This is a genomic window from Allofournierella massiliensis (genome assembly GCF_004345265.1).
GTDB classification, from domain to species: Bacteria; Bacillota; Clostridia; order Oscillospirales; family Ruminococcaceae; genus Allofournierella; species Allofournierella massiliensis.
Window position 1 is genome coordinate 39,190 of record NZ_SLUM01000010.1, and the last position, 12,611, is coordinate 51,800.

Below are 12,611 nucleotides of genomic sequence, written 5' to 3' on the forward strand. Positions count from 1 at the left end.
TCCTTGGATATGGGGTTCGCGCTCCGGCTTACAGCAGCTGGCGGCGCAGCTCCTCGCCGCTCAGGGGGCTGAGCAGTGCGGGGGGAACGTCCAGAATGGTTTTGCAGCCGGTCTGCCCGGCGGTATGCATCCGGTGTACGGCACGGGCGCAGGCGGCCAGTACGCTGGCGGTGAATTCCGGGTTGGAATCCAGCTTCAGGCTGTATTCCACTGTGGCGGTGTGCTCCTCGTTCCAGCCGGTCAGGCCGCTGCGCAGCACACTGCCGCCGTGGGGCAGGCCGCTGTGCTCGGCGTGCAGCTGCTCCAGACTCACAAAGGTGACGGTGGTGTCGTAGTCTGCAAAATAGTTGGGCATGGTCTTGATTTCCTGCTCGATGCGGGCAAGATCTGCCCCCGGCTTTGCGGCCACATAGCATTCCCGGGTGTGCTTCTGCCGGGTGGTCAGGGTGGGGCGCTGCCCGGCACGCACCTGCTCCAGCGCCTCGGGCACCGGTACGGTGTACTGGCGGGCATCCTCCACGCCTTCAATGCGGCGGATGGCGTCGGAATGGCCCTGACTCACGCCCTTGCCCCAGAAGGTGTAGGTTCCGCCCTGGGGCAGAATGGCTTCGGCATACACCCGGTTCAGCGAGAACAGGCCCGGGTCCCAGCCGCCGCTGATCAGGGCAGTGGTGCCCGCGGCTTTGGCGGCGGCGTCCACCGCAGCAAAGTGCTCGGGGATTTTGGCGTGGGTGTCGAAGCTGTCCACCAGATTAAACCAGCGGGCCAGCTCGGGGGTCTGCACCGGCAGGTCAGTGGCGCTGCCGCCGCACAGGATCATCACATCAATCTTACCGGCCCAGTCAGCAGCATCCTTTGCCGCCACAACCGGCACGCCCTCGGTCAGGGGAGAAATGCTGGCCGGATCCCGCCGGGTAAAAATCGCAGCCAGCTCCAGATCCGGGTTCTGGCGCACCGCACACTCGGTGCCCCGGCCCAGATTGCCGTAACCAAAAATACCAATCCGAATCGCCATAAGTAAGCTCCCTCCATTGGTTTTATCAAATATTGGTTCTATTATACCATGAACCGGCGGAAGTTGAGAAGTAAGAGAAGCCGGAGAAACAGAAAAGCCCTGTGCGCCATAGAACGGCACACAGGGCGACTGCGTGTTTCAAAGAGAATCCGCAGCGCGGTTACAACGGCTGAAAACAGCTGTCCTCACGGTACAGCAGGGCAAACCGCTGATCGCTCAGGCTGCGGGCGCTGTTTGCGGGGGAAGCGTCTGCAACGGTGGGCGAAGTCTGCCCGTTCTGCGTGATACGGTCCTGCAACAGGGCCACCAGTGCGTCAAAGCTGCCCTCTGCCGGCGTCTCGCCTGCGGATTCTTCTGCGGCGGGCTGGGGTTCCCCGGCGGCAGTCTCATCCGGCAGCTGATCCGGAATGGCTTCGGTGGGCACATCCAGCAGCAGCCAGGTGATGTTCCGGCCATAGACGGTGGCAGAGTAGTAATCAAAGGCGAGCCCCTGATTGGCGGCGGCCTGCTTCAGCGCCACCAGATAGGAAGCGGCTTTTTCCAGCGTGACCTCAGGTGGTTCCCGGTCTGCACTGTGGAAGCCCGTATACAGTACGGTGGGCAGGGGAAGGCTATCGGCGGAAAACTCCATTCCAACCCGGAACAGAGGATTTTGTGAATCGAATACCCGGTCGTTATCTTCCGGGTAGAAGGTGAGGGTGGTTTCGTAGGGGGAGCGGCCCTTCAGATCCCGGCACAGCCGGTTGGTATCCAGCTGGTCGGCCAGCTCATTGCGCAGCCGGTTGGAGGTGTTCAGACCGCTGTCCACCGTCAGGGCGCGATTGGTATAAACCTGGCCGCTGCTCACATAGGCGGAAAAGCCCACGTCCTCCTCTCCGGTCTGGTATACCGGGCAGACATAGCGGCGCTTGCCGTCCGCGCAGGTGTAGCGGGCATTGCCCACCACATAGCCCTCACCGGGGTATTTGGCCTGTAAAGCGTCATTGATGGTGTGCACCGTCCACCGGGCGGATATGGGGTTGCCCACCTGCCGTTCCACCACCAGCACCAGACCGGCGATGAGCACCAGTGCGAGCAGGGCGGCGGCAATCCGGGTGAGCGGGGTCTGCCGGATTTTGGGAAGAGCCGGCCATTTGATTTTATTCATCCAAAGATTCCTCCTTTGGGTCGGATTGGCCCCGGCGCAGCCCGCCGAAGGCGAAGTGCAGCAGTTTGGCGATGAGCGCGCCCACCAGCAGGGCGGACAGATACAGCCCGGCCTGCATCAGGGAAGTGCGGTTCGGTGTGCTGACCAGCAGCACCAGCGCCATGGGAATGGCGCTGATGATGGCTGCGAACCAGACACTGCGGCGCAGGAATACATAGCCCAGTGCACCCAGCGCAGGCAGGCCCCAGGCCAGGAACGGCCCGTTTGCCAGCGCAAGGCATACCACAAATCCGGCCACCGCCATCAGGGCACTTTGGGCCAGCAGCTTGCGCTGGATGCGCCCCAGCACCCGGGCAGCGTCCGGTTCCGGTGCGGGCAGCTGGATGCCGCCGGAATCCAGATACGCCTGGCAGGCAGGGCAGTGGGCCACATGGGCGTGTACCAGAGCTTCACTGTCCTCACTGGCGACGCCGTCGGCCACCAGCGGAATCAGATCCCTGCACACGTCGCAGGAAATGTCTGACACGATGCCTTTGTTCATTGCATCGATCCCTCCTCTTGTTTCAGTTGATCCCGCAGCCAGTTGCGGGTGCGGAAACTCAGCATCCGGGCGGAATTCTCCGTGATGCCGCATGCCTGGGCGATTTCGGCAAAGGAATAGCCCTGGGCCCGCATTAAAAGAACGGTGCGGGCATTCGGTTTGCACGTCTCCAACAGCTGGCGTGCCCGGCGAGCCAGATCCCGGGTGTCGCATTCCTCCTCCAGGCCGCGGGGGTCCGGCATGTCCTGCTCCAGATAGCCCGCCAGCATATCGTCGTAGGAAAGGGTGGGCCGTTTGCGGCGCAGTGCATCCACCCACACGTTGCGTGCAATGGTGAACAGCCAGGTTTTTATGCTGCTGCGTCCCTCGAAGCGGCCGAAGGCACGCACCGCCTTTAAAAAGGTTTCACTGAGCAGGTCCTCCGCCCAGACAGGGTCATGGGTGAGCCCGCAGAGATAGCGATAGATGTCCGGGCTGTAAAGCTGATACAGTTCTTCCAGGTCCTGCAAGCGCACCCCTCCTTTCCGATCTGCCCCTTTTTCGGGCAATGAATGTAAAACAGCCGTTTCGCTCTATTAGACGGCTGTATCGACCGTCCGTTACAGAAAACACAAAAAAATTCCGCCGGGCCCGGAAAGCTCGGCGGAATGGGTTATGCAGTGGGTTTTGCCTTGCTGTTCAGCTGCTGCAGCAGCTGGGGTAAAAAGTAAACGGCCTGCTTTGCCCACCAGGGCCAGTCGTGGCTCACATCCTCGCCCCAGTAATCCACAAAGGCAGGCATGCGCCGGTCGGTCAACGCCTGGGCCATGGCCCGGGTGTCGGCCAGAAAATCATCCTCGTAGGGGCCGCGGCCGCAGCACAAAAACAGGGGAGCCAGCCGGGTGGAGGGCAGGCCCTCGGTGTGCAGCAGGGGCAGATATTCCAGCGGGCTGTTGCGCAGGGTCAGATCGTCGTGATAGGGGCCAAACCAGGTGGCGGCAGAATAGCTGCCGGACAGGCAGATTGCACCGCATACCAGCTCCGGCCGCCGCAGATACAGGTTCAGCGCATGACCCGCACCCAGGCTGCAGCCCAGCAGAGCTACCCGTGTATGGGTACCGCCGTTCAGCGCCAGTACCCGGGGAATCAGTTCGCCCGCCAGATAGTTGAACCAGCGTTCCTGCGTCTCGCTGCGGGCCCGGCCCTCGCCGCTGCCCATCCAGCTTTCCGCGTCCACACTGTCTGCACAGAACAACTGGATGCGGCCTGCGTCGATCAGCGGAGCCAGCGCGGCTACCATGCCGTGATCCTCCCAATCGTAAAAACGGCCTCCCTCGCAGGCGAAGGCAAGGCAGGGAAGGCCGGAATGGCCGAACACCTTGAACTCCATCTCCCGCTTTAAAAAGCGGCTGGGTTCCTTGTAATACTGGATCTCCAAGCAAAATCCCTCCCAAGCAGTGAAAAGTCACCGCGAATTGCATTACCTTCATTATAGAATGGCCGGGCGAACCGGTCAAGCAGGGCAGAAGAGCAGAACACAAAAAAGCCGGTCATCCGAAGATGACCGGCAGTTTTTGCGTTGAAAAATCAAACAGCGCGGGTAACCTTGCCCGAGCGCAGGCAGCGGGTGCAGGCGTAGATGTACTTGGGAGAACCGTCTACAATAGCCTTAACACGCTTCACGTTCGCCTTCCAGGTGCGGTTAGACCGACGATGAGAGTGGGAAACCTGGATGCCGAAGGAAACGCCCTTGCCACAACAATTGCACTTTGCCATTTGCTGCACCTCCTCGATTTAATTTAAGTCGCTAGAATATAATAGCAAGCCGGAAGGGAAAAATCAAGGGTTTTTTTAAAATATCTTTGAAAAACTCTGAAAAAGTCCCATTTTGCTTGTGAACGGCCCCAAAAAACGCTATAATAAAAAGCAAACTGCCAGATACGCCCTGCATTTGCGCCGGGCAGCGTGCAGTGATTGCTGAAAGACATTCTACCTTATTTTATATAAGGCGTCAAACGAAGAAAAAGGGAGAGTTTTATGGGTCTGATCAGTCCTGCCCAGCTGCTTGTCTGGGTGATGCGCGGGCTTGCCATGCTGCTGGCCATTCCGGTGCACGAGTCCGCCCACGCCTGGGCAAGCGCCAAGCTGGGTGATCCCACCGCAAAAAATATGGGTCGGCTTTCGCTGAATCCCATGGCGCACTTCGATTTGTTGGGTGCAGTGTGTATGATTGTGGCCGGTATCGGCTGGGCCAAACCGGTTCCGGTGTATCCCCAGCGGTACAAAAACCCCAAGCTGGGCATGGCCCTCAGCGCGGCGGCCGGGCCGCTTTCCAATCTGGTGCTGGCGTATCTGTCTATGATGCTGTATAAGCTGGCATACTATTTCCTGCCGGCAGGCATGGCGGCGGAGCTGGTGCTCTACTTCCTTTATTATATGGTGGCAATCAATGTGTCGCTGGCGGTATTCAATCTGCTGCCGGTGCCGCCCTTCGACGGCAGCCGCATCCTGCTGCTGGTGCTGCCCCGGCATCTGTATTTCAAGGTGATGCAGTACGAGCGGCAGATCTTTATCGGCATGTTCCTTTTGCTGATGTTTGGCGTGTTTGATGTTCCCCTCTACTGGTTGAACAACGGCATGTGGGGTATTCTGAACAATGCCACCGCCTTCATCGACCGGGCGGTCTACATGGCCGCGGGTGTTGCGGTGTAAGGAGGGGAAAGTATGGAGACTTTGACCTTCCATCTGGAGGAATTCGACGGCCCGCTGGACGTGCTGCTCTATCTTGTGAGCAAAAACAAGATGAATATCTACGACATCCCCATTCTGGAGCTGATCGACCAGTACACCAGCCTGATCAACGGCCTGCAGGAAAACCGGATGGAGGTGGCCAGCGAGTTTATCGAGATGGCTGCCCGTCTGGTGCAGATGAAGAGCTTTCTGCTTCTGCCCCGCAGCGAGGAAGCGGAGCGGATGAAGGAAGAGCTCACCGGCCAGCTGATCGAATACAGCGCCTGCAAGGAGGTGGCCCGCCAGTTGGGCGAACAGGCTGCCTGCCATTGCAGCTTTGTGCGCCCGCCCATGGAGCTGGAGCAGGATAACACCTACCGCCTGACCCATGAAGCGACCCTTCTGGCCCAGGCCATGGAGCTGCTGTTGGGCAGAAGCCGGCGCCGCAAGGCCGCGCCCAACCAGCAGAGCTTTGAGCCGCTGGTTACTGCGCCGTTTGTATCGGTGGCCAGCCGAGTGGTGCATGTGCTGCGCAGCATTGTTACAGGCCGGGTGGCAAGCCTGCGGGGGTTGTTCAATCGGGGCGGAAGCCGCAGCCAGACGGTGGCAACCTTTCTGGCGGTGCTGGAGCTGATCCGTGCGGGACGCATCGAGATCGACGATCAGGAAACCCTCACCGTGCGCCGGGGCCGGATGAAGAAACAGGAGAGTTGACAAAAGGCATGACACAGAAGGAAAAGGAATATAAGGCGGCTGTGGAGGCCGTCCTGTTCGCCCATGGCGATGCCATCGGAGCGGACAAGATTGCCGAGGCGCTGGAGATCCCGAAGGATCAGACGGTGGCCATTCTGGAGCAGTTGCAAAAGGAATATGAAAAGGCGGACCGGGGCCTGTGCATCCTGCCCCTGGGCGACAAATGGCAGATGGCCACCAAAACCGCCGTGCAGGAACCGGTGAAGCGGGTACTGGACAACCGGCGCAACACGCCGCTTTCTCAGGCGGCGCTGGAGGTGCTGGCCATCATCGCCTACAATCAGCCGGTATCCCGCGGCTTTGTGGAGCAGGTGCGCGGCGTGGACTCCTCGTCCACCATCGCAAAGCTGATGGAAAAGGGGCTGGTGGAGGAAGCCGGACGGCTGGATCTGCCCGGCCGGCCCATCAGCCTGTGTACCACCGAGGTGTTTCTGCGCACCTTCGGTCTGGCCACACTGGAACAGCTGCCCCCGCTGCATGAAGGCGACGGCGTCCAGCTGGAGATGGCAGGCAGCACAGGCGAAGCGCAGGCCTGATTTATCTACACGCAACAACGGGTAAGGAGGCGAGCCGATGGCCGTTGTATGGCTGATTCTGAAGGGAATCGGTTGGATTCTGCTGGTGCTTCTGGCGCTGCTCATCGCCGCGCTTCTGGTTCCGGTGACCGCTGAGCTCTGCTATGAACAGGGCAAATTCACTGCCGCGCTGCGGGTGCTGGCGGTGAGGGTGCGGCTGTATCCCCGCCCGGAGAAACCGGAAAAGCCGAAAAAACAAAAGAAGCCCCGAAAGCCGAAACAGGAAAAAACCGGGCCGGTGCAACCAAAGCCGACGCAGGCGGCGGTTAAACCGGCGGAGGAAAAATTGGCAGCTCCGGCGGAAAAACCGGTGGAACCGGTAGCTTCTTCCGTGCAGGCGGAGCAGAAAACAGAGCCCGCACAAAAAGAGGGAACGCCTCAGCCCGCCGCCCGGCAGACCGGAAAAGTCGCCGCCCAGCCGCCGCAGCGCAAGGCGGACAAGACCCCGCCAAAGCAGGAAGCTCCGAAAAAAACGGAAAAAACCCTGCAGGAAACCGTAGACTGGGTGCTCACCTGGGTGCGCACCGGCGGCCAGATTCTGCGCCGCCTGCTGGAAGGCTTCAAGATCCACCATATCCGGATCTATCTGCCCGTGCACCGGGAAAACGCCGCATCCACCGCACTGGCTGTGGGCGCGGTGCACGCGGGCCTTGGCGCCAGCTTCGGTATGCTGCAGAACTTTCTGGATCTGCGCATGGAGCAGCTGGTCATCGAGCCGGATTACACCGGCGAACATCAGGGGCAGGAACATTTCTCTTGTAAAATCACGTCCCATCTGATTATAATGGTAATAACAGGAGTCTGGGCGCTGCTTCGCCTTCGCAAGGAGAAGCTGATCTGACGGCCGCCCGGCTCAGACAGAACCACAACGAAACACCCCGGCTTTGCAAGGCCGGTTGCATCACAGGAGGAAAACGACTATGGCTGAACGTCCGCTTGAGGGTATGATGAGCGTTACCCTGGACAAGGTCCGCGAGATGGTTGGCTCCAACACCATCATCGGCGAACCCATCACACTGGAAGGCACCACCATTCTGCCGGTGTCCAAGGTCACCTTTGGCTTTGCGTCCGGCGGTTCCGACTTTGGCGCAAAGACCACCAAGGAGCTGTTCGGCGGCGGAAGCGGCGCGGGCGTGTCGGTCACCCCGGTGGCCTTCCTGGTCATCAAGGACGGCAACGTGCGCACCATCCAGCTGGCGGATCACAACAGCACGGTGGACCGGGCGCTGAACATGGTGCCTGAGCTGGTGGACAAGCTCACCGGCCTGCTGAACAAGGGCGAGGCCGCCGCGGCCGACCCGGAACAGAAACAGTAAACCAGGTCGGGCGGCATGTTCAATCTGCCGCCCGCTTTTTCTCCAATCAACCAACAGAGAATATGAGGAACGGATTATGGCATTGGAACGAGTACAAAAGGTAATGGCCGAGCAGGGCATGTGCTCCCGCCGCGCGGCGGAACAGATCATTCTGGAGGGCCGGGTGAAGGTGAACGGCCACCCGGTGAATCTGGGCGATAAGATGGATGTGAATCGCGATACCCTGAGCATCGACGGTCAGCGCATCCGACTGGAGAAAAAGCAGGAATATCACTACCTGATGCTGCACAAGCCCCGTGGCTTTGTGACCACCACCAGCGACGAGCGGGGCCGCAAGACCGTGATGGATCTGCTGGCCGATTACCCGGTGCGGGTATTCCCGGTGGGCCGTCTGGATAAGGACAGCGAGGGCCTGCTGCTGCTCACCAACGACGGCGGCTTCGCCAACCTGATGATGCACCCCTCCCATGGTGTGAGCAAGCTCTACCGGGTTACCGTGCGTCCCCGCGCAGACGAGAGCCAGGTCATTGCCCTGAGCAAGGGCGTTACTCTGGACGACGGCAGCGTGACCCAGCCTGCGGTGATCAACGTGGTGGTGGATGAGCCGGGCCGTACCGTGATGGAAATGACCATCAAGGAGGGCAAGAACCGGCAGATCCGCCGCATGTGCGAGGCAGTGGGCCTGGAAGTGATCCGCCTGCGCCGCAGCGCCATGGGCGCGGTGAAGCTGGGCATGCTTCAGCCCGGCCAGTACCGGGAGCTGACCAAGAGCGAGGTGGCCGCCCTGCGCGCCGCCGCTCAGAAGGGCAAGGCCCGCTCCCAGACCCAGCGTGCTCAGGAGGCTGCCGAGCAGCGCCGTGAGCACCAGAAAAAGCGCACCACCGCCCCCTCCCGGCCCAGCCGGCCCCGGCGCGGCTGATCGCACCCTGAATCCATTAAAAAAAGGCCCCCGGTCCGCCGCGTTCTGCGGCAGGCCGGGGGCCTTTGCTGTGCTTGCTGTTCTGTGGGCAGAAAAGAGGGTTATTCGCCGGAAACGGGCTGGCCTTTCAGCAGACCGCTGCAATCCCGGTAGCTGGTGTGCAGCATCTGCTCGGCCATCTCGCTGAGGGGCTGACCGTAGAATTCCTCGTAGACATGCTTGATCTCCGGGTTTTCGTGGCTGGTGCGCAGCTCCATGGAGCCGTCCCGCCGGTAAAGGGCGGCGATGCGCTGTTTGCGGGTTTCGTCCGCATCCCGCATGATGTTCTTGGGCTGACCGCCGCCGCCGATGCAGCCGCCGGGGCAGGCCATGACCTCCACGAAATGGTACTGCCTGCCGCTTTCCTTCATGCGCTGCAGGAAGGCCCGGGCGTTGGCAGTGCCGTAAACCACCGCAACCTGAAGCGTCTGGTCGCCGATTGCCACCTGAGCCTCCCGCACGCCCTCGTACCCGCGAACCGGGGTCAGGTTTAGCAGGCTCTGAGGGGCGCTTTCGCCGGTGATGTAGGCGTAGGCGGTGCGCAGGGCAGCCTCCATTACACCGCCGGTGTTGCCGAAGATCACGCCCGCGCCGGAGGCCTGACCCATCAGGGAGTCGTAGGCGGAATCCTCCAGCGCGTTCCAGTCCACACCTTCGGCCTTTGCCCAGCGGGCCAGCTCCCGGGTGGTGATTACCTGATCGGTGTCCCGCAGGCCGGGAATGCCCAGATGATCCGCGGCGCCGTGCAGCTCTCCGCGGCGGATTTCAAACTTCTTGGCGGTGCAGGGGGTGAGGGCCACATGCACGATTTTTTCCGGATCCAGTCCCATCTTTTTTGCAAAATAGGTTTTCACCGTGGGGCCCTGCATGCCGATGGGGCTTTTTGCGGTGGACAGATGGGGCAGCAGCTCGGGGGCATACATCTCGGCAAAGTGTACCCAGCCGGGGCAGCAGCTGGTGAACTGGGGCAGGGGGCGATCCTTTTCGGTGATGCGGCGGATCAGCTCGCTGGCCTCCTCCACAATGGTCAGGTCGGCGGCGAAGTTGGTGTCCAGCACATAGTCGGCCCCCAGTGCGCGCAGCAGCGCCACCATTTTGCCTTCCACAAAGGCGCCGGGCTCCATGCCGAATTCTTCGCCCAGCGCGGCGCGAACCGAGGGCGAGGTGCTGACCACCAGCACCCGGTCGGGGTCGGCGGCTGCCTGACGAACCTGGGGGCATTCATCCCGTTCCACAATGCTGTCTACCGGGCAAACGTTGGCGCACTGGCCGCAGTAGATGCAGATGGCGCGGTTGCCGGTTTCTTCCAGCGTGTAGCTGCCGTGCACCCCCATCAGGTTGGTACAGGCCTCCTTGCACATGCCACACCGGATGCAGGCATCTTCATGGCGCAGGATGCTGGGATTGTCCTCCTCAATGGGGACGCGGACGGATAAGGGCAGGTGGTTCAGTTTCCTCACATTCCTTTCTTTATAATAGGTTATGTATTCTTCCTTCCAAAATCCGGAAATAGCCGGGTCTTAATTATAGTAATAATTATTAATAATATCAACTGACAAAGCAAACAAAATGTTTTTCTTTGTTTTGGCAGGTTCGCACATAAGTGGACAGAAGGTGGCCCCGGACGCAAAAACAGCGCCCTTTTTGTTTGGAAAAGAGCGCCGCGGAAAAACAAAATTCAGTTTACAAGGCAGAACGGTGATGCAGGCGAAAGAAACACCATGCACACCGCCATGCACAAAGGCTGGTGTACCAGATAGACCGGCAGGCTTTTGCGGCCCAGCCAATCCAGCAGAGGAAGCCGCAGCCGGGCCATTTTTTTTACCTGCTCATTGGCGAACAGCAACGGCCGGGCGAAGTAGCCGGCCAGGAAGAGAAAATACCAGGGCAGAATGGAAAAATAGTCGCTGGAGGAAAAGCCCGCAAAGGGGAAGCCCAGCACCGTGAGCAGCCGGGAATGGTAAAGCGCGTCCGGCAGCTGCCAGAGCTGCAATGCGCCAAAGCCCAGCCAGCCCCGGTTTACCGGCCAGAACACCGCCAGCAGCACAAGGCTCACCGCAAGGCCGGCTACGGCCCATCGGCCCTGCAGCAGCCGGTCCACCGGGATGGTGAGCAATGTGGCACAGCCCAGAAAGGTGAGCACCCCGCACCACACCGCCTGCTCCGGAACGGCGACCAGAGTAACGGCGGTAATCAGTAGCCCGCAGCCGTTGAGCACAAGGCCACGGCGCAGTGCGTGCCGCCTGCCCCAGTGCCAGCACAGGCCACTGATGAAGATGAAGGAGCAGCAGATGCACCGCTCCCACACCCGAACCGGCCAGCGGGCAGGCCAAAGCGGGTCAAAGCCCCAGATCACATAGACATCAAATAAAAGGTGATACAGCACCATGTTGGCCAGTGCCAGGCCCCGCAGCCCGTCGATCAGATGCCAGCGTTCCCTCGTCTGCATGAAACCCCTCCCCCAAAAGCCGGAAAATCAACGCATCCATTGTAATATAAGGCGGCGGGCAAAACAAGGGCAGGAGGGTCAGGAATGATAAAAAACTTGCAATGAAGCGCCAAACCGAGTAGAATAATAGCATGTATATTTAAATGGGGAAATGTGTCTGCGGCCGGATCAGCAGCGCGCGCAGAGCCATGCCGGCCGCTTTCGGCGGCATCCCCGAACAATCCAAGGAGCGATCCAACAGGGAACGAGGTGCCTTTATCAATGGCTTTGAGCATGACCGGCTACGGCCGCGGCGAAGCGATCCTGAACGGGCGGGATATCACCGTCGAGATCAAAAGCGTAAACTCCCGTTATTTTGAGTATTCCTCCCGCATCCCCCGCAGCTGTGCCTTTCTGGACGACAAGCTGAAAAAGCTGCTCAGCGAAAGCATCAGCCGGGGCAAGGTGGAACTGAGCCTGCAGATGCAGAGCGTGGGCAGCCAGGATGTGGCGGTGGAGGTTGACCTGCCGCTGGCAAAAAGCTACGCCGACGCGCTGGCCAAGCTGGCCGATCAGCTGGGCGTGAAGAACGACGCCACCGCCGGGCTCATCGCCCGCTACCCGGATGTTCTGAGCGTGCGCCACGCGGATGTGGACGAGGAGCAGCTGTGGCAGGATGTGAGCACGGTCTGCCGCACCGCGCTGGAAAACTTCGTGGCTATGCGGGCGAAGGAGGGCGAAAAGCTGAAGGCGGACGTGATGAGCCGCCTGGCCACCATCGAGGCCAACGTGGGCAAGGTGGAGGAAGGCAGCGCCGAGCGGGTGCAGGCCTACACCCAGAAGCTGTACACCCGGCTGCAGACCATTCTGCAGGATCAGAACATCGACGAGGCCCGCATCCTCACCGAGGCCGCCATCTTCGGCGATAAAACCGCCGTGGATGAGGAAACGGTGCGCCTGCGCAGCCACATCGCCCAGTACCGTGAGATTCTGGAAAGCGACGGCCCGGTGGGCCGCAAGCTGGACTTTTTGACCCAGGAGCTGAACCGGGAGACCAACACCATCGGCTCCAAGTGCCAGGACATTGCCATCACCCGCATTGTGGTGGACACCAAGGCCGAGATCGAAAAGATCCGCGAGCAGATCCAGAACATCGAATAAGGAGAGCC

General features: G+C 60.6%; 15 protein-coding genes. 7 read left to right on the plus strand and 8 right to left on the minus strand.

Annotation, left to right across the window (positions count from 1 at the left end; genetic code table 11):
• Nucleotides 1–28: 28 nt before the first annotated feature.
• The 6 genes from EDD77_RS07235 to rpmB all read right to left on the minus strand — a co-directional run bounded on the left by EDD77_RS07235 (nt 29) and on the right by rpmB (nt 4,458).
• Entirely contained in the window at nt 29–1,015 is a 987-nt protein-coding gene (locus tag EDD77_RS07235) for a diaminopimelate dehydrogenase (RefSeq protein ID WP_058965155.1), read from the minus strand.
• Nucleotides 1,016–1,175: 160 nt separating this feature from the next.
• Nucleotides 1,176–2,162, minus strand: coding sequence for a YfjL-like protein (locus EDD77_RS07240; protein WP_058965154.1), 987 nt, complete (start codon nt 2,160–2,162; stop codon nt 1,176–1,178).
• The gene (locus EDD77_RS07245) at nt 2,155–2,703 is read right to left on the minus strand and encodes a zf-HC2 domain-containing protein (RefSeq protein WP_058965153.1); all 549 of its coding nucleotides are present in this window, start codon (nt 2,701–2,703) and stop codon (nt 2,155–2,157) included. Before EDD77_RS07245 ends, EDD77_RS07240 begins: the two co-directional genes overlap by 8 nt.
• Entirely contained in the window at nt 2,700–3,212 is a 513-nt protein-coding gene (locus EDD77_RS07250; protein WP_058965152.1) for an RNA polymerase sigma factor, read from the minus strand. The genes EDD77_RS07245 and EDD77_RS07250 overlap by 4 nt, the downstream gene beginning before the upstream one ends.
• Before the next feature lie 143 nt (nt 3,213–3,355).
• Complete coding sequence (locus tag EDD77_RS07255; RefSeq protein ID WP_077138558.1) at nt 3,356–4,120, minus strand: esterase family protein; 765 nt, start codon at nt 4,118–4,120, stop codon at nt 3,356–3,358.
• A 149-nt stretch (nt 4,121–4,269) separates the two neighbouring features.
• Nucleotides 4,270–4,458 (minus strand): 50S ribosomal protein L28, encoded by a 189-nt coding sequence (gene rpmB, locus EDD77_RS07260; RefSeq protein ID WP_077138557.1) that lies wholly within the window; start codon nt 4,456–4,458, stop codon nt 4,270–4,272.
• Nucleotides 4,459–4,719: 261 nt separating this feature from the next.
• Here rpmB and EDD77_RS07265 point away from each other — a divergent pair, with 261 nt between their 5' ends.
• From EDD77_RS07265 to EDD77_RS07290, 6 genes are all read left to right on the plus strand, one after another.
• Entirely contained in the window at nt 4,720–5,394 is a 675-nt protein-coding gene (locus tag EDD77_RS07265) for a site-2 protease family protein (protein ID WP_058965151.1), read from the plus strand.
• A gap of 12 nt (nt 5,395–5,406) precedes the next feature.
• A complete protein-coding gene (locus EDD77_RS07270; protein WP_058965150.1) occupies nt 5,407–6,126 on the plus strand; it encodes a segregation and condensation protein A in 720 nt (239 codons plus the stop codon).
• A gap of 8 nt (nt 6,127–6,134) precedes the next feature.
• Nucleotides 6,135–6,701, plus strand: a complete 567-nt coding sequence (scpB, locus tag EDD77_RS07275; protein WP_058965149.1) for an SMC-Scp complex subunit ScpB — start codon at nt 6,135–6,137, stop codon at nt 6,699–6,701.
• A gap of 37 nt (nt 6,702–6,738) precedes the next feature.
• A complete protein-coding gene (locus EDD77_RS07280) occupies nt 6,739–7,581 on the plus strand; it encodes a DUF2953 domain-containing protein (protein WP_058965148.1) in 843 nt (280 codons plus the stop codon).
• Between the two features lie 79 nt (nt 7,582–7,660).
• Complete coding sequence (gene ytfJ / locus EDD77_RS07285; RefSeq protein WP_058965147.1) at nt 7,661–8,056, plus strand: GerW family sporulation protein; 396 nt, start codon at nt 7,661–7,663, stop codon at nt 8,054–8,056.
• Between the two features lie 76 nt (nt 8,057–8,132).
• Complete coding sequence (locus tag EDD77_RS07290; RefSeq protein WP_058965146.1) at nt 8,133–8,975, plus strand: pseudouridine synthase; 843 nt, start codon at nt 8,133–8,135, stop codon at nt 8,973–8,975.
• Nucleotides 8,976–9,076: 101 nt separating this feature from the next.
• On the opposite strand, the gene EDD77_RS07295 is transcribed toward EDD77_RS07290, so the two are convergent.
• Together EDD77_RS07295 and EDD77_RS07300 are read right to left on the minus strand one after the other, a co-directional pair.
• Nucleotides 9,077–10,474: a [FeFe] hydrogenase, group A gene (locus EDD77_RS07295; protein ID WP_242868396.1), complete on the minus strand. Its 1,398-nt coding sequence runs from the start codon at nt 10,472–10,474 to the stop codon at nt 9,077–9,079.
• 218 nt (nt 10,475–10,692) lie between these two features.
• Entirely contained in the window at nt 10,693–11,463 is a 771-nt protein-coding gene (locus tag EDD77_RS07300) for a heparan-alpha-glucosaminide N-acetyltransferase domain-containing protein (RefSeq protein WP_058965145.1), read from the minus strand.
• Between the two features lie 261 nt (nt 11,464–11,724).
• On the opposite strand from EDD77_RS07300, the gene EDD77_RS07305 reads away from it, so the two are divergent.
• Nucleotides 11,725–12,603 (plus strand): YicC/YloC family endoribonuclease, encoded by an 879-nt coding sequence (locus tag EDD77_RS07305; RefSeq protein WP_058965144.1) that lies wholly within the window; start codon nt 11,725–11,727, stop codon nt 12,601–12,603.
• Nucleotides 12,604–12,611 lie beyond the last annotated feature (8 nt).